The sequence below is a fragment of the Arthrobacter sp. AZCC_0090 genome (genome assembly GCF_014207375.1).
Taxonomy (GTDB): Bacteria; Actinomycetota; Actinomycetes; order Actinomycetales; family Micrococcaceae; genus Arthrobacter.
The window spans coordinates 277,140-294,081 of the sequence record NZ_JACHEE010000006.1; the positions used below are offsets into that span (position 1 = coordinate 277,140).

Here is a 16,942-nt window from a genome sequence, read left to right on the forward strand (position 1 = left end):
CGGATTTTGGTTCCCGCGCCAATCAGGGTTCTTCGCCGCATTGTTGACTCCTCCCGGCCTAGGCCATGTGCGGGTAGCGGTAGTCGACCGCGGGAACGAAGGTTTCCTTGATGGATCGTGTGCTGGTCCAGCGCAAGAGGTTCTGGGGGGCGCCGGCCTTATCGTTGGTGCCGCTGGCGCGACCGCCGCCGAAGGGCTGCTGGCCCACGACGGCGCCGGTGGGCTTGTCGTTGACGTAGAAGTTTCCGGCGGCGAAGCGCAGCGCCTTGCTGGCCCAGTTGATGGCTGCGCGGTCTTGGGCGATGATCGCTCCGGTCAGGGCGTACGGGGATGCGGATTCGGCTTGGCTGACGACTTTTTCGAAGTCGCCGTCTTCATAGACGTGAACTACCAGGATCGGGCCGAAGTATTCGGTAGTGAAGATTTCATCGGTGGGGTCTTCGCCTACGATCACGGTGGGTCGGACAAACCATCCGACGGAGTCGTCGGTTTGTCCTCCGGCAGCTATCTCCAGCCCCGGGGTCTTCCGGGCCCGTGCGATGGCCGATTCGTGTTTGCGGAAGGCTCGCTCATCGATGACGGCGCCGAGGAAGTTGCTGAAGTCCGCGGGATCACCCATGGGCAGCGCGTCGACTTCCGTGAGGAAATCATCGCGCATCCGGTTCCACACCGAGCGCGCCACGTAGGCCCGGGACGCAGCGGAGCATTTCTGGCCGGAGTACTCGAACGCGCCGCGGATCAGCGCGGTCCGGACCACATCCGGGTCCGCGGACGGGTGGGCGATGACGAAGTCCTTGCCTCCTGTTTCACCAACGAGGCGTGGGTAGGAGCGGTAGGAGGCGATGTTCTGCCCAACAGTGCCCCAGAGCTTCTGGAAGAGGGGAGTGGAGCCGGTGAAGTGAATGCCTGCGAGGTCCGGGCTGGCCAGGACGACTTCCGAGACGTCGAGCCCGGAGCCCGGCAGCATGCTGATGACTCCTGGCGGCAGGCCGGCCTCTTCGAGCAGTTCCATGATCAGGCTTGCGGCCAGCTGCTGGGAGGAGCTGGGCTTCCAGATAACGGTGTTGCCCATAAGCGCCGGTGCGGTGGGCAGGTTGCCTGCGATGGCAGTGAAGTTGAACGGTGTGATCGCGTAGACGAAACCTTCCAAGGGGCGGTGGTCGAGGCGGTTCCAGACGCCGGGGGAGTTGGCGATTGGCTGTTCTGCGAGGATTCCGCGGGCGTAGTGAACGTTGAACCGCCAGAAGTCGATCAGTTCGCAGGCCGCATCGATCTCGGCCTGGAATGCGGTCTTTGACTGGCCAAGGACCGTCGCGGCGTTGAGCTTTTGCCGCCATGGACCGGCGAGAAGGTCGGCTGCCTTGAGGAAGACGGAGGCCCGTTCGTCGAAGGGCAGTGAACGCCAGGCCGGCGCGGCCTCGGCGGCCGCTGAGATCGCTTTCTTCGTGTCGTCCTGGGTGGAGTTGCGAAGCACCCCAAGCACGTGGCTGTGGTTGTGGGGCTGGACTACGTGGACTTCGTCGCCGCTGCCCTCGACCCATCCGCCGATATAGGCCTTGAGGGACCTCTGCTCCTTGCTCAGGGTCGCGATCTGTTCTGTCAGAGCGGCTCGTTCAGGACTGTTCGGTGCATAGCTCAGAACGGGTTCGTTGATAGGAGCCGGTGTGGTTGTCACTGCGTCCATGGTGTTCCTCTTCCGTGGGGGATGGGTTCTATGTGGGATTAGGGCTGGGTGCGGGCGTCGAGCCTGCGCAGTTCAGCTTCATCGACCGTGATGCCCAGGCCAGGGCCAGCTGGCACTGCCACATGGCCGTCGACGACGTCGATCTGCTGGTCGGTGATCTGCTGGGCGTATTTAAGCGGTCCCATGAGGTAGGACGGGTAGGCTAGCCGTGGCAGGGCTGCCGCGAGGTGAAGGCCCATGGCTGTCGCGATGCCCATTTCGATGACGCTGCCGACCATGACGCCCACACCGCTAGCGGCGGCGATGTGTGCGGCCTGAAGGGCAGCCGTCGGCCCGCCAAGCTTTGAATGCCCGACGTTGATCACCGTGGCGGAGCGATTCGCGACGACGGCGGCGGCGTCGCCAACCGTTCGCACCGCTTCGTCGGCGGCGATGTCCACTGGCCGAGCACCCACCAGTTGGGGCTGTAGTGCCGCACAGGCGGTTGGCAGCGGCTGTTCCAGCATGCTCAGGCCGATTTCCTCGACCCTGGGCAGTGCCCGGACCAGGTCGGAAGGAGACCACATCGTGTTGACGTCCACGAACAGGCCGGTTTCGGGTCCGACGGCATCCCGTACCGCCTGGAGGCGATCCAGGTCGGCGCCCAGCTCGCCTCGTCCTGCATATAGCTTGAGCCAGCCGTAGGTCCCGGCCTGTTCGCGGGCGATATCGACCATCTTCGCCGGGTCCTCGTTCCAGCCGACCGAACCATGGACCTCGACCCTGTCGCGGAAGGCACCCCCCAGAAGGGCATGGACGGGCAGGTTCCTGGAGCGGCCAACAAGGTCAAGGAGTGCGGTGTCGACGGCAGCCAAGGTGAAGGGCGCGAACTTCAGGACCTTCCCGACGGCGTCAAGCAGGGGAACCCTTACGGAAGCGTCACGGCCGATAAGCACCGGGGCGACCCGCTGTTCGACGAGCTCCACGATGGACTTTTGTGATTCTCCGGTGAACGCCGGCACGGGGCACGCTTCTCCGTACCCGGCCACGCCTTCATCGGTCCGGATGATCACAACCACGTTGGGCGAGGTGGTCCGATCGGTCGTGCCAAAGCGAAAGGTTGATTTGAACGTCGCTGTGAGGGGTATGGCTTCAACAGACTGGATCTTCATTGATTCTCCGCTTAAGGGGTCGCTGGTGTGTTAGGCGGGCCGTCATCTTGCGCCCATTGCCTCGCTGACATCAGTCTTTCCCAGCGGAAAAGGCGGGTCCAGAAACGGTTTATCCTATGATCTTTACTCCCATAAACGCCGTGCCTCACGGAGCGAAGGACTTCTATGATGGAGTCCATGACTCCCATCCAGATTCCCGATTTGCCGTCGCAACAGGCTCGACCGGGCGACAGTGGCGGGCCGGAGATCGAGAAGAACCGCCGAATGGAGCTCGCGGAATTCCTGCGGGCCCGACGCATGAGACTTTCACCCGAGCAGGTCGGTCTTCCAAGCAGGCAGCGCAGGCGGACCCCAGGCCTGCGCCGGGAGGACGTAGCGGAGCGTGCGGGAGTCAGCGCCGCCTGGTACACCTACCTCGAACAGGGGCGGGGTGGGATCCGGCCGTCGCGGGACTTAGTGGCAAGCCTGGCAGATGCACTGCTTCTCCCGGAGACAGACCGGACCTACCTGTTTACCCTTACTGGACATGTGCCACCAGCGGCCACCACGGCAGAGCTGAGCAGCTCTTTCCTGCAGCAGTTGGTGGAACATGTGACGGCGCCCGCCTACTGCACCGACGCATCGACGAACGTGCTGGCTTGGAACTCGTTTGCGAGCGAGGTCTTCGGCGACTTTGCAGCCTGGCCTGCAGAACATCGCAACCTGCTTTGGCTGCTGTTCAACGAGCCGGCGTTCGCGAGCCGGCTCAGCCGTAGGGAAGAATATGCTGCGCGAGTCGTACACACCTTCCGGACCCGTTCCCAGGCCTACCTGAGCGACCCGGACGTTATCGCCATGGTTGGCAAGCTGTCCCAGGAGAACCCCGCATTCAAAGAGCTTTGGGCAACCAGGGATCTTCGACAGGGGACCAACGACACCATTCAGGCCGTCCATCCACTGGGGGAGCTCACGTTCCGCACCATGATGTGGCAGGACGTCGCGCCGCGCGGAACCCGTTTTAGCGCCTACCTGCCCGCAGACGCCGCAACTTCGACGATCCTTCGCGAACTGGGCACGACCGCCTAGTCTGGCCCTTGGCCTCCGCCGGAAAGGCGGCCGCCCGCCGGAAAGGCGGCCGCCCGCCGGACTGGCGATGAACCGGTCCGGCGGGCGGCAGCAAGCCTCGCTTTGACGCGCGGCAGTTATTGTGAACTTATACGACGGCGATATTGGTTAGCGAATACCTAGCTCGGCGTAGGGCCTGCCTTCGGCGATTCGCTGGTATCCGAAGGGTGTCAGGTCGATGGTCTTGTAGGAGCCGGTGGTGATGTGCTCGGCCAAGCCGCGTCCCACGCCGAGGGCGTGCATGAAACCGTGACCGGAGAAGCCGACGGCGACGTAGAAGTTCTCGTAATGGCCAGCCCAGTTCCCGACGATGGCGTTGCCGTCGAATCGGTTCTGATCGTAGAGTCCCGTCCACGTCCGCTGCTCTTCAAAGTTCGTGGCGCCCTGGAGTCGATGGGCTAGGGCGGGCTTGACGACCCGGGAGTAGTACTCGTTGTCGGTGGTGAAGTCTTCACCACCGGGGTGGTTGAAGTCGACGAGGCCCACGGACAGTCCCCCGAGGTGGGCATGAATGGCCAAGCCGGCGACGTCCTTGATGAATGGAAGATGATCAAGCGGCTTGGAGGCAACCACGTAGTGTTCGTGGCGCCGCATCGGCTCAACCGGTATGTCCATTCCCAACTGCGACGCGAGTTCGGGAGCCCACGTACCTGCTGCGTTCACAACGAAGTCTGCTTCGATACTCCCTCCCGAGCGAAGAGTAACGCCGGTCACTTGATTCCCGGCGGTCGTGAATTCGCCGACTTCGTCGTAAATCACGGTGACGCCTTCGTGCAATGCCCGATCCTGCACTCCCTGGAAGAAGGCCTTGGGATTCAGCCACCCGTCACGGGGCGACAATACTGCTCCACGCAAGTCCTCCGTTCGGATTTCCGGGTAACGCTGGGCCAAGGCCCCTGGCTCGAGCCATTCCGCCTTCACGCCACCCGCTAGCTGCGTCTCGTAGTTAGCGCGAAGCTGTTCCACATCGTTCTGCCCGGCGATGAAGAGATATCCGTTCGAACGCCAGTTCAGATCCGGCGTGGACTTGTCCGGAACTTTGGCCCATTCGGCCCAGTCGTCGACCACCTCCAAGGTGTACTGGGACAGTGCGATGTTTTCGGAACGGGTGAAAAGCTGCCGGATTCCGCCAGTGCCCTTTCCCGTGGCCGCGCGCTCATATGTCGGGTCCTTTTCTATTAGGACAACATCGGTTCCTGGGCTGGTCAGCCTAAGCTGTAGCGCGGTGGCGAATCCCACGATGCCGCCTCCAACGATGACAACGTCTGCCCTCATTACATACTCCTGATTCGATAACCTCGACGCCTGCGACGCCACATCAGCAAAGGTAGGCTTCCGACGGATACCTAGCCAGCCCCGACTTATCGTGGGATCATCCGTGTCCGGCTAGTACCGCTGAGCTCGGAACCTTTACCCTCCCTGATACAGCTTGGTAAGGGTGTCGGCCAAGGCCGCAACGCCCGTTGGAGGCTCGTCATGCCACCAAGCGAGCCAGACGGGAATGCGGGGGCCGTCGCTGACCGATTTGTAGCTGACACCCTGACGGGGGTGGTGGACTGCCGTTGCCTCCGATGTCATGCCGACTCCCTTCCCCGCGGCGATAGCGTCGAGCCAATTGTCCAAGTCAGTTGTCTCCAGGGTGCGCGGGCCCTTGCCTTCGGCCCAGAGCTCACCGCGGGTCGTTCCGGTCCTGGGGTCGATGAGCACAGGTCTTGCAGCGATCTCCTTCATCCGCAGGCTGCGGCGGCGGGCCCATTCAGCGTCGTCTGACGCAAAGACCGCCATGCGCCGCTCCAGCCCCACGATGACCGCTTCGAAGCGCCGCGGGTCCAAGGGGGTCCTTACTATCGCCGCGTCGCAGATGCCTTCGGCGAGTCCGGCCGAAGGGGAGTTATGGCGGATGAGCCGAAGTTCAACTTCTGGATGTGCCAAGGCCCAGCCCCGAAGTAACGGCGTCGTATGCTGCCCGACGGCGGCCCAGGCATATCCCAGGCGGAGCGTAGTGCGGCCCGCCGTCAGCAGCTCATCGAGTTTGCTCAACTCCGAGAGAACCCGCCGGGCCTGGGGCAGGAAGCGATGGCCAAGGGCCGTCGGTTCGCACACACGTGGCATTCGACGCAGGAGCAGGCCTCCCGCTCGGCGTTCCAGACTGGCTATGCTGCGCGAGACTGCGGCCTGCGAAACACCAAGCTCTATCGCTGCATCAGTAAACGTGCCAGTGTCGACGACGGCGACGAAACCGCGCAGTTCGTGTACCTTCCACTCCATAACCAAAGCGTATAGCAGATAACGCCCATGCATTATGTGCATGTGAGATAGTTCCCTAGTCTCGTTGCATGGACGAAAAGACCAAGATTCAAGCTACCGGCGGTGGCAAGCTAGCGACTCAGGCTGGAGCGCGCCGCGGCCGTGCCGTGGGCATCGCCTTCATGCTCTCAAGTGCGGCCAGTACCCAGACGGGCGCAGCGGCGGGCACACTCGCCTTCCCTTCCATGGGTCCCATGGGCGTGGTTGCTGTTCGCCAACTCGTCAGCGCCGTCGTGCTCTTCGCCCTGGCCCGCCCCAACTTCCGCAGGATGAAGGGCCGCGAGTGGTGGCCGGTGGTGGGCCTCGCCCTCACCTTTGGGGTGATGAACCTGACTCTGTACAGCGCGGTGGAGCGCATCGGCCTCGGGCTTGCAGTGACGCTGGAGTTCCTCGGCCCATTGGCAGTCGCCGTCTGCGCGTCACGTCGTGTTCTTGACATAGTGTGCGCTCTAGCAGCGGGGGTGGGTGTCGTCGTGCTCACCAACCCGGGCCCGACAAGCGATATTCCCGGCATCAGCCTCGGACTCGTTTCCGCCGGTGCCTGGGCTGCCTACATCCTACTCAACCGAACCGTAGGGCAGCGCCTTCCCGGTCTGAGTGGAACATCGGCCGCGAGCATACTCTCAGCACTCCTGTGGGGGCCGATAGCGGCTATTTGGTTCATCACGCACCCGCCATCCTACCCCGCCCTTGGTCTCGCGCTGGCATGCGGAGTCCTCGCATCAGCCGTCCCCTACGTGGCTGACATCATCACCCTGCGACGGGTGCCAGCCGTGCTCTTCGGAACTTTCATGAGCATCAACCCTGTCTGGGCGGCTGCAGCGGGTTGGGTCATGCTCGGCCAGGCCCTCAGCGTCCAGGAGCTCACAGGAATGGGAGTCATAGTGTTCAGCAACGTTGTGGTCAGTCGATCTGCCGATCCGCCGGGCAAAGGCTCCATGAGCCGAGACGGGGACACGCCTGCGCCGAATAGTCGTTGACTGTTCCGCATGGGATACAGCTCCCGCTGAGAGTCCACCTGCGCCAATGGAGAGCAGCAGGAGGCCGCTGGCAAGGGCGGTACAGATGACCCCGGAGGCAAAGAGAAGCGACATGGTCAGGGCATAAGGTCGGAACATCGCGATTCTCCGTTGTCAATCATGGGGTCCGATACGAGCCGTTGACGCAGCACACAATGCCCGGTCTCCTCTAGTGAATTCGGGGGACACCCGGCATGCTCGCCTTGGAATTCTGAAAGGCCAGTTCGTCGAACTCTGCGTCAGGGTGTTGTTCGATCGTACGATCCGTGTGACCGGGGTCTCTTCGAGGAAAACAGGAAACTTAAGGTGATTTTCGACAAAATTCGAAAAGCTAAAGCCTATGAACGATTCCAGGGGCCGGCCTGCTCGCTCGGGGGCCGTCGACCTGGACCGGGACATCGTGCGGCAGATGCTCCAGCCGCGCTATTTTTCCGCCAGCCTTCGCGTCGGGCCTGTGAAGCAAAACATTGATGAAGCTTGTCACGTCTACGACGTAAGTCCTTCGCGAAGCTGGATCGCGTGGCGAGGATACCCGCGGCGAGATCCACGCACTCAATGAACCACCTCGACTCTCTGAGGGTCGACGTGACGGTCCAGGATGGTTGACGTTCGAATCCTGTCGAGGCGCCTCTCGTGCTCCACCAACCCGGCCTTGCTGTCGATCTTCGACGAGCACTGACAGATTGAGGGCAGCCGCCAGGCGTTCAACCGCCGTCTGCATATCACCACTGTCTGCCACGAACTTCGCTCCGCTAGGTGCCGATTCTACAGATGTCGAAAAGGACCATTGGCTTTTTCACGTCCCGACGAGTTTCAGCGACCGCCTGTCGACCTACGATATTACGAACCCCCACCCCGACAAACTGGAGAACCAGTCATGACCTCACTCGCCGAGCCCGCCGCTGCCCATGTACTAAAGCTGGTTCCAGGTCGGCAGTACCATGCCGGTTCCTCGGAGAGGGTGCGGCTGGAAGCCGCGCTTGCCGACGTCCGGGCCGCCGCCTATGATCTCCCGCTCGTGATCGGAGGTCAAGAAGTGCGTACCGGGAGAACCTTCAAGATCCGCACACCACACGAACACTCCGTTGTGCTGGGCCAGGCACATACGGGCGCGGGCGCCGAAGTAGACGCGGCCGTCACCGCGGCGGGCGACGCGGCAAGGACCTGGGGCCGGCTGTCACCGGAAGACCGCGCTACACCGTTCCTCCGAGCCGCAGAGCTTTTGGCGGACGGCGCTTGGCGCGATCGCCTCGTTGCCGCGACCATGCTTGAACTGTCCAAGACAGCGGCGCAGGCCGACGGTGACGTCGCCGAGGCCGCCGACTTCCTCCGCGCGAACGTCGCGAACATGCATGCCGTGCGAGGCGTGCAGCCCTCGTCGCCTCAAGGTTTCACCAACGACGTCGATTACCGCCCCCTTGAGGGCTTCGTGCTGGCAATCTCTCCGTTCAATTACACGTCGATGAACAATCTCGCCTTCGGTCCCGCCCTCCTCGGCAACACCGTGTTGTGGAAGCCGGCCGAGACCGCCTCGCTGGTGGCCCATCTATCCCTCCAACTGCTTCGCGAGGCCGGCCTGCCGGACGGCGTCATCAATCTCTTGACCGGAAGCGGCGCCGAGATCGGCGAAGCTGCGCTCCGCCGTCGTGAGCTGTCCGCAGTGCACTTCACCGGCTCGACACAGACGTTCCGAAACATCTGGAGCACCGTCGGAGGCAATATAGCCAACTACCGTGACTATCCGCGCATCGTCGGCGAGACAGGTGGCAAAGGCTTCGTGCTTGTCCACCCGTCCGCGGATGTCGAAGCAGTGGCGGTAGCGTGCGTCCGCGGTGCCTACGAATACCAGGGCCAGAAGTGCGCCGCAGTCACCCGGGTATATGCTCCCCGTAGCCTTTGGCCGGCCCTCAAGGAACGGTTGGTCGAACAGGTCCGAGCACTGAACGTTGGAGATCCGACGTTGCCCGGTACCCATGTGGGGGCTGTCATCAGCGCACGCCAGCATGCCAAGCACGCGACCGTCCTGGCGCAGGCCCGCGACCAGAAAACTGTCATTTCCGGCGGCCAGGCGACCGACACCACGGGTTGGTTCGTTGAGCCAACACTTCTGGAAGTGACCGATCCGTATTCGCAGTTCATGACAGAAGAGCTCTTCGGTCCCATCATGGCTGTCTACGTCTATGACGACGCCGAGTGGCAGGAAACGCTCGAACTCGTCGATCGCTCCACCGAGTTCGGGCTTACAGGTGCGGTCTTCGCCGACGACGAAAAGGCGATCGCCGAGGCCGACCACGCCCTGCGGTACACCGCAGGAAACTACTACATCAACGACAAACCGACCGGTGCCGCCGTCGGGCAGCAGCCGTTCGGCGGAGCCCGTGCTTCCGGCACGAACGACAAAGCCGGCACAGTGTGGAACCTGATCCGATTCACCAGCCCTCGGACGGTCAAGCACACTCACGTGCCGGACCGGGACTCCCGCATCTCAGCGCTGGACGGTTGAGAAGCGCTGTCCGTTGAGGCAGAAGCCCGCGGATTCGAGCAACGAGCACGCTCGGGAGAGGAAGCAGATGAAGTTATGGAGTATCCGCGACTTCCATTTGGATGATCTGGATCAGCTCATACGTGTGCGGCAGGATTCCGGAATTTCTGGCATACACCCCGTTTACAGCCTGGCAGAGATCATCGATGCGTGCGCCAACGGGATTACTGTTGTCGCTGTCGCTGACGGAAGTGTTATCGGAGCGGCCGCGTGCAAGATCCAGGATGACCGCGCCTGGGTGGTCCTCCTCGCCCAGGCGAAAGAGTGGCGGGAACAGGGGCTCGGCAGCGCCTTGCTCGCCGGGATTGAAAGCAGACTTGCCTCTCACGGAATTCGCAGGATTTCCGCCTTGCTACCGGCATTGGAGACAAGGGTAAAGGCGCTACGCAACAACGACTACCGCGTGGAAGAGGATCTGCATTACTTCGAAAAAACCATCCCCATCCAGCCTCGGGAGATCGGCCCTTTAAGCCAGCTTGGGGGCCGGCTCCTACCCCGCGGGCTATGGGATGCGCTGGCCGGGATGCAGCACGAGAAGAACCTCATTGAGCAGCGGCTGATCCTGCCCCTCGCCCAAACGGAACTCGCCAAGTCGCTGGGCGTTACTCCGCCGCGCTCCGTTGTCCTGTTTGGCCCACCGGGAACAGGAAAGACAACCTTTGCCAAGTCGGTCGCTTCCCGGCTCGCTTGGCCTTTCATCGAAGTATTCCCCTCCCGTCTGGCCGCTCATCCTGAGGGACTCGCAGGTGCTTTGCGGCAAGTCTTCCTCGACATAGCAAAGCTTGAGCATGCCGTTGTATTCATCGACGAAGTAGAGGAAATAGCATCAGCCCGGACGGGTGAAGGATCTTCACCGTTGCAGGGAGTCACCAACGAGCTCCTGAAAATCATCCCTGCATTCCGAGAACAAGAGGGCCGGATCCTGATCTGTGCCACCAATTTCATCCGGTCACTCGATAAAGCCTTCTTGCGACATGGTCGGTTCGACTACGTCATCCCCATTGGTCCGCCGGACAGGATCGCCCGTAAAGCCATCTGGAATCGCTACATTGCCCCCGGTTTCTCCCAAGACATCAACTTGGATGCCTTGGTTGAGGCCAGTGAACGGTTCTCTCCCGCCGATATAGAATTCGCGGCCAGAAAGGCCTCACAGCAGGCCCTGGAGCAGGTGGTAAGTCGTTCTGGCGTGAAGTCGAGGAACGACGATCCCGCTCTTTGCACCGAAGCGTATGTCGAGGCTATCAAAGAAACGCGCCCAACGATAACCGAAGCTGTCGTCAAGGAGTTCCTTGAGGACATCGAACGGATCGCACGGGTGTGAGAAAAGGCATCATGCGTCTCTTGGAGGACGTGTGTCGCATGGCTTACATGAGCTTCAGATCGTTGGAGACGTGTCTGTGCCTAGCGAAGTCCCGCGACGATTATCGCGGACACGTGCAGAATCCGCTCAGCTAGTTCGTTCGCTTCTGCTGCGTCGAGTCGGTTGTTCGAATCGATAAGCCAGTCATTGACGATGGAAGCGGTTCCGCCCACGATCACCGCAGTGATGTCGCGTGCGGTCGTATCATCATCGAACTCCCCGAACGCTTCTCGCATCCCGGCGGGGCTTACGAGAGAACTGAACAGGTCGTTCAGGGTTCGTGTCATGGGGTAGGCGCAGGGGCCCGTAAGCATCGCACGGTAGAACGACCGATGGGATGCGAAGTGCCTGACCGTCGCCAGAAGGCGCTCACGATGGGGCTCACGCGGATCGCTGATCTCGGGGAGTAATTCACGCTCGACCAGGTTCGCGGCTGCCGCGATGAGCAGGGCGTCACGATCGCCGAACTGCAAGTAAACAAGCTGTCGGCTGACATTTGCTGCTTCGGCGAGGTCCGTGACCGACAGTGGACTCACACCTCGTTCCGATACGAGCCGGACCGCAGCATCCATCAGAGCAGCTCGGGAGCGAAGCACACGTCGATCGGTTCTCACGTCCACGATCCCACTATAGACAGATGTCAATAAATAGACAATTGTTAAATTATCCCGTTTATGAGTCATCTCGAAGGAGCCGAACTTGTCTAAGACCGAAATCAGTGGGCCCGAGGTCTTAACGGCTTCCGGAGTCGTCCGCGGCCGCCTCGAGGATGACCTGTTTGTGTTCCGCGGGATTCCCTATGCTGCTCCGCCGACCGGCGCCGGCCGCTTTCAAGCGCCCAGCCGGCCGATCCCCTGGGACGGCGTTGTCGATGCGTATTCGTTCGGCCCCCCTGTTCCGCAGGATGCCAACATGGGAGGCCGCAGCGGAGGCGACCACTTCGCCGGTGAGGGAGACGACTGGCTGACCGTCAACGTGTGGACTCCCGGCACGGCCCCGACATCTGTCCGCCCTGTGATGGTGTGGATCCATGGTGGCGCCTACAAACACGGCACGTCCGGAAGCCCAGGCTACGAAGCCCAGCACATCGCGCGAGACGGCGACGTCGTCGTCGTCTCGCTGAACTACCGCCTGGGTATCGAAGGCTTCGCCGCGATCGAGGGCGCACCCCCCAACCGCGGTCTGCTGGACCAAGTCGCAGCACTGGAATGGGTGCAGGAGAACATCGCGGCCTTTGGCGGCGATCCCGGCACGGTGACCGTCTGCGGCGACTCCGCAGGCGCGGGATCGATTGCCGCCCTGATGGTCATGCCGCGAGCCAAGGGCCTGTTCCACCGGGCAATCGGGCAGAGTCTCCCGAGCACCTACCTGACACCGGAATTGGCCCGGGACGTCGCGGTAGCAATCGCCACGGAGGCCGGCCTGCGACCGACCGCAGCGGACCTAGCGACGGTGGACCCCAGAGAGCTGCCTGCCTATGGACAGGCCGTGCAGGCGAAGATGCCTGAGTTCGAAGCCCGCTGGGGCAACTTCGCGCACACCTTGACGCTGTTCGCCCCTGTCGTCGACGGCGACGTCCTCCCGACGACACCGTGGCGGGGACTCGCCGAGGGCGCGGGCCGGGACGTGGAACTGATCATCGGCCACAACCGGGACGAATGGCGTACCTTCCTCCTCTTCGGCGGACTGGTCGGGACGATTACTGAGGAGCAAGCGACAGACGCCCTGCGGCACTTCGGTCCCGATGAAGGCGGCGACAAGGCGTATCGAGATGCGTCCCGGACCTGTCTGCGGAGGACCTCTTCGAACGCGTGCAGAGCGACTGGCTATTCCGGATGGCCGCCCTGCACCTTGCCGAAGCGCAAGCGGCCGACGGCGGTACCGCCTACCTGTACGAGCTGACGTGGCAGTCACCAGGTCGCGGCGGGCTGCTGCGCGCCTGCCACGGCCTGGATGGGCCTCTGTTGTTCGGCACCTACGACGCTCACCTCGGGCCAGTGGCAATCGGCCCAGAGAACATTGAAGCTGCAAATGAGCTGACAGCACAGATCCGCCCCGCGTGGACGTCATTCGCGCGGACAGGTGACCCCGGTTGGCCTGCATTCGACTCGGAACATCGGCTGACCAGAGTATTCGACTCGGTGCCCTTGGTGACCCAGTATCCCGAAGAGATCTCCCGCAGCCTATGGCGGGGCTATGCATTCGGAGCTCTCCCGCTGAGCACGCCGAAGTAGCTCCGAGGAATGGACCCGCGCATTATCGACGGTGAAGGCGATGTGTTGTTCCGCGCCAATGCGTACTGGGAGGCGCGCAGACAGCGTGGCAGGTCCGGATCGCGACGAACAGCGGTGAGGACGACAGCGGGAACGTCTTCAGCTGAGACCCGGCGCCGTCTGAACAGGGGTCAAGGAGATGGTCCTCTCCCGCGTCCGGCACAGGCTGCTCCTGCCCGACACGATGGCTGCTTTGCTGTTACATGCCGAAGCCCGTGGGGAAAGGGTCGCTGGGGTCGAGGGCGAATCCGACGGCGCCGTTGAGCCATGCAGGGCGTGCCCGCACATCGGAAGAAACCCGCTCGCGCTTTGTAGAGGACACCTAAGTCGGGGACGGCCCGAGCGGGAGGCATCAGGACCGCGCCGAATGCCTTCCCACTTCCCGTTCTCGGGTAGCAGGAAGGCAGCTCGCAGTCGAACGGTCGTTCCCGGAGGCGGCGTGCGCTCCGTAAGAGAACTGCTTGGTTACTCCCTCCGCGCGGCTTCGCCGGCGCTGAGTAACGACGCTGGGTCGACACCCGGGTCAGCTCCGATGTCATCCAGCTTCACCAACTCATCCGCAGCCTGCTCGTCAATCGCAGCAAGGGGTGCGAATCGGAGAGGACCGCATCGGCGGTGGATTTTGACCGTTGGGGAGTAGGCGGAACGTGTCTGGTGGGGGACGGGTTCGCGGGCGCACCAAGCACGACGATTCTTGATCGTGAAAGCCGCCAGGTCCGGCGCCGGCGCGCCCGCGAGCCGCAACTTCGGGGGGCGGTTCCGGTGGAGGACTCCTGCCACGAATGGCGCCCGGAATCGGCTTCTTCCGCTCCTTCGGCAGGGTGAACGCATGCTCTGGGTTGAACGACCGGACCGACGGGTGCGCTTTGTCGCAGCCGACGTTTCCCTGTCGCCGGTCGCGCGCCCTCGTAGGCTTCTACTTCACTGTTGGGCGCTTCATTTACAAAAAGCGTCGTCGGCAAGTCAGTGCCACGGAGTGACGGAGCTCTATCATGACGGGGACGGGCGTTCAGTCGGTTTCCGGGAGCGCGCAGACTGGGCAGCACTCGTCGCATCATCCGGCGGTGGGAGAAGGAGAACTTCCCTCCGAGGGACTGATGCTCAAAGCTGGATCGTCAACGGGCGTTGCAGCCAGTATCGGAGGCACCTTCCGCGACCGTGCGGCGGAAGTTTGCTGCTTTGCCCATGTCACGGGACGACCACCGAATGGTGGCATCAAGTCCCCTTCAGCGATGAAACGCGGCCGACCGTAGCCCGGGACGACCCACCAGCCGGTCGTGGGGCAGTGTTCCCCGGTCTGCGGCAGGTAGGGGCGGCCCATGCCGCTGGCTCGGACGGTGTCTTGACGTCGCATTGTTATTTGCCCTTTCGCTATCCAGGGACGGCAGCAGGTCCGGGTCGGGATGAGCGGAGCTTGGTCTTTGGGGTGCCGGGGTTGGCTAACCGCCCTGCCGCCTCGGTGAGCAAGTCCTCTCGAGCGCCTATGGGGCGGACGTATCCCCTCTGGGTAGGTCGGATCCCTGCCGTGTCGAGGGCGAGGAGTTGCAGCGCGTGCTCGAACGCAAGACGGTTGCAGTCCAATACCGGGACGTCCGGGTGCTTTAGGACGCTCTCGTAGCCATGGGCGGAGAAGATCGGAGCGAGGTAGCCGCAGCCTACAACGATTGCGTCCGCCCCGTCACGAACCGCCTCTTCGGCCGCTTTGTCGAAGCGATGAATGAGATCGGTTGGATCGGTGATGGCTCGCAGCACATCTTCGTGGGTCGATTCGGGGTCATAGGGGCGGACCGGGCGATCAGGCAGGAATCCGCTTGCGCCCAAACGGACGAGGTCGTCGGTGAAGATTGGTGCGAGCGAAGGTGCAACGGTCACGACGACCGCTCGTCTGGCGAGGCTTCCAACTGCACGGATGCTGGCATCGGGCAGACTGGTGACCGGGATGCTGAGCGCGGATCGAACCGCTTCTGTCGGAGCACCCCAGCAACCTATTACTACGGCGTCGGATTCCATCTGCGTTTTGAGGCTGCTGCCGAGAATGGCTGCGTCGCTCATGAGCCGGTTCGCAGGCGTGCGGATGCCGCCTGCGGCGACGGAGACGTGGCGCAGCTGCGTCTTCGCCCGCCCTGCGGCGAGGACTTCTACTTGCTGTGCGAGGAATTCCCACAGCTCGTTGAGTTCGGGGTCGCCGTGCGTGGCTTCGAGCCAAGTTATTGTCTTCATCAGGCAAACCCTTTCGCAAGCCGATGTTCTACCCAGACGGAGGTCCAGGTCGACGGTACGGCGATGGCCGCAAAGACTAGTCCCGTGATCGCGTAGATCTGTAGGTACTGGAAGGTGATGGAACTGCTTTGGTAGGCATTACTCATCAATTCGCTCACTGAGATGGAGTAGGCCAGCGACGTGCCTTGGAATGACTGTATGGCCAGGCCCATGAGGGCCGGTATCGAGGAGCGGAGACCTTGCGGGAGGATGATGCGGGTGAAGGTCGATGTTTGTGGAAGCCCGAGGGCCATGGCGGCTTCGTTTTGCCCGCGGTGTACCGATTGGATGCCCGCGCGGAGCATCTCCGATGAGTATGCCGCAACCGTGAAAGTGAGGCCGATGGCAGCGGCAGCGAAGTTGTCGAAGAGCAGGCCGATGGATGGCAGACCGTAGTAGACGACGTAGAGGACGACGAGCGAGGGGATGCCTCGCCCGACCTCTACGATGACGAGCGTGGGCCATTTCAGCCACGGCAGCTGGGATGAGACACCAAGAGCGAGGAGCAGGCCGACTGCGTAACCGAAGACCACCGAAATCGCGGTGAGCTGGAGGCTCACGAGCAGTCCTTGGCCCAGTTGCGGGAGGTATTGAACGAGGTCCATCAGTGGTTCCTCCGGAGTCGGGAGTCGAGTCGCCGCGCGACGACCGCGAGCGGGACGCTCACGACGACGTACACGCCTGCGGCGATGAAGAACGGCGTGAGTCCCGCGGTACCGGGGTTCTGGCGCGAGAAGGTGGTTGCCGAGAACACCATTTCGGTCACGCCGATCGTCGACGCGATTGACGAATCCTTCAGGAGGGCCAGCAGGAAGGTGGTGAGCGACGGCAGCGAGGTGCGCAGCGCCTGGGGTGCGAGCACACGGATGAACGTGGTGGTTCGGTTAAGGCCCAGCGCGTGGGATGCCTCAATCTGGCCGCGGGCGAGCGTTGCGAAGCCGCCGCGGTAGATCTCAGCCAGGTAGGCGCTCGAGATGATCCCGAGTCCGGCGATGGCGGCCGAGAGCGAGCTGAGCCGCAGGTGGCCGAAAGTCACGCCGAAGTAGAGCAGAAACAGCCACACGATGGTGGGCACCCCCCGTATGAGGTCCACGATCACGCGGAAGACAGCCCGGATCGGGGGGTAATTCGAACGGAGCCCGAGCATGAGCGGAATGCCGACGATCGCACCGATCCCAAAGGATGAAACTGTCACGAGCAACGTCATGGGTAGTCCTATGAGGACGAGGCCGATTGCGTTCAC

The 16,942-nt window shown here is 62.7% G+C and carries 15 protein-coding genes; 6 read left to right on the forward strand and 9 right to left on the reverse strand.

Annotated elements, in window-relative coordinates:
- Nucleotides 1-58: 58 nt before the first annotated feature.
- Together pruA (HNP00_RS12080) and HNP00_RS12085 are read right to left on the reverse strand one after the other, a co-directional pair.
- Entirely contained in the window at nt 59-1,684 is a 1,626-nt protein-coding gene (gene pruA, locus HNP00_RS12080) for an L-glutamate gamma-semialdehyde dehydrogenase (protein WP_184739333.1), read from the reverse strand.
- A 38-nt stretch (nt 1,685-1,722) separates the two neighbouring features.
- A complete protein-coding gene (locus HNP00_RS12085; protein ID WP_184739334.1) occupies nt 1,723-2,835 on the reverse strand; it encodes a mandelate racemase/muconate lactonizing enzyme family protein in 1,113 nt (370 codons plus the stop codon).
- A gap of 177 nt (nt 2,836-3,012) precedes the next feature.
- Here HNP00_RS12085 and HNP00_RS12090 point away from each other — a divergent pair, with 177 nt between their 5' ends.
- Complete coding sequence (locus tag HNP00_RS12090; RefSeq protein ID WP_184739336.1) at nt 3,013-3,900, forward strand: helix-turn-helix transcriptional regulator; 888 nt, start codon at nt 3,013-3,015, stop codon at nt 3,898-3,900.
- A gap of 147 nt (nt 3,901-4,047) precedes the next feature.
- On the opposite strand, the gene HNP00_RS12095 is transcribed toward HNP00_RS12090, so the two are convergent.
- On the reverse strand, nt 4,048-5,214 hold the full coding sequence (locus HNP00_RS12095) for an FAD-binding oxidoreductase (protein ID WP_184739338.1): 1,167 nt from the start codon (nt 5,212-5,214) through the stop codon (nt 4,048-4,050).
- Nucleotides 5,215-5,349: 135 nt separating this feature from the next.
- The gene (locus HNP00_RS12100) at nt 5,350-6,207 is read right to left on the reverse strand and encodes a LysR family transcriptional regulator (protein WP_184739340.1); all 858 of its coding nucleotides are present in this window, start codon (nt 6,205-6,207) and stop codon (nt 5,350-5,352) included.
- A 68-nt stretch (nt 6,208-6,275) separates the two neighbouring features.
- Here HNP00_RS12100 and HNP00_RS12105 point away from each other — a divergent pair, with 68 nt between their 5' ends.
- From HNP00_RS12105 to HNP00_RS12115, 3 genes are all read left to right on the forward strand, one after another.
- Nucleotides 6,276-7,226, forward strand: a complete 951-nt coding sequence (locus tag HNP00_RS12105) for a DMT family transporter (RefSeq protein WP_260404920.1) — start codon at nt 6,276-6,278, stop codon at nt 7,224-7,226.
- Nucleotides 7,227-8,142: 916 nt separating this feature from the next.
- Nucleotides 8,143-9,768, forward strand: a complete 1,626-nt coding sequence (gene pruA / locus HNP00_RS12110; protein ID WP_184739342.1) for an L-glutamate gamma-semialdehyde dehydrogenase — start codon at nt 8,143-8,145, stop codon at nt 9,766-9,768.
- Between the two features lie 67 nt (nt 9,769-9,835).
- The gene (locus HNP00_RS12115) at nt 9,836-11,128 is read left to right on the forward strand and encodes an ATP-binding protein (RefSeq protein WP_184739428.1); all 1,293 of its coding nucleotides are present in this window, start codon (nt 9,836-9,838) and stop codon (nt 11,126-11,128) included.
- Nucleotides 11,129-11,208: 80 nt separating this feature from the next.
- Here HNP00_RS12115 and HNP00_RS12120 read toward each other — a convergent pair whose 3' ends face one another.
- The gene (locus HNP00_RS12120; RefSeq protein ID WP_311770569.1) at nt 11,209-11,850 is read right to left on the reverse strand and encodes a TetR family transcriptional regulator; all 642 of its coding nucleotides are present in this window, start codon (nt 11,848-11,850) and stop codon (nt 11,209-11,211) included.
- Nucleotides 11,851-11,866: 16 nt separating this feature from the next.
- Here HNP00_RS12120 and HNP00_RS12125 point away from each other — a divergent pair, with 16 nt between their 5' ends.
- Complete coding sequence (locus HNP00_RS12125; protein ID WP_260404921.1) at nt 11,867-13,069, forward strand: carboxylesterase/lipase family protein; 1,203 nt, start codon at nt 11,867-11,869, stop codon at nt 13,067-13,069.
- Nucleotides 13,003-13,401, forward strand: coding sequence for a hypothetical protein (locus tag HNP00_RS23300; RefSeq protein WP_260404922.1), 399 nt, complete (start codon nt 13,003-13,005; stop codon nt 13,399-13,401). The genes HNP00_RS12125 and HNP00_RS23300 overlap by 67 nt, the downstream gene beginning before the upstream one ends.
- Nucleotides 13,402-13,639: 238 nt before the next feature.
- On the opposite strand, the gene HNP00_RS23305 is transcribed toward HNP00_RS23300, so the two are convergent.
- From HNP00_RS23305 to HNP00_RS12140, 4 genes are all read right to left on the reverse strand, one after another.
- Complete coding sequence (locus HNP00_RS23305; protein WP_260404923.1) at nt 13,640-13,762, reverse strand: hypothetical protein; 123 nt, start codon at nt 13,760-13,762, stop codon at nt 13,640-13,642.
- A gap of 1,049 nt (nt 13,763-14,811) precedes the next feature.
- Nucleotides 14,812-15,660 carry an aspartate/glutamate racemase family protein gene (locus HNP00_RS12130; RefSeq protein ID WP_184739344.1) on the reverse strand — a complete coding sequence of 283 codons (849 nt, stop codon included), beginning with the start codon at nt 15,658-15,660 and terminating at the stop codon, nt 14,812-14,814.
- The gene (locus HNP00_RS12135) at nt 15,660-16,304 is read right to left on the reverse strand and encodes an amino acid ABC transporter permease (RefSeq protein WP_184739346.1); all 645 of its coding nucleotides are present in this window, start codon (nt 16,302-16,304) and stop codon (nt 15,660-15,662) included. The genes HNP00_RS12130 and HNP00_RS12135 overlap by 1 nt, the downstream gene beginning before the upstream one ends.
- Nucleotides 16,304-16,942 carry an amino acid ABC transporter permease gene (locus HNP00_RS12140; RefSeq protein WP_184739348.1) on the reverse strand — a complete coding sequence of 213 codons (639 nt, stop codon included), beginning with the start codon at nt 16,940-16,942 and terminating at the stop codon, nt 16,304-16,306. The genes HNP00_RS12135 and HNP00_RS12140 overlap by 1 nt, the downstream gene beginning before the upstream one ends.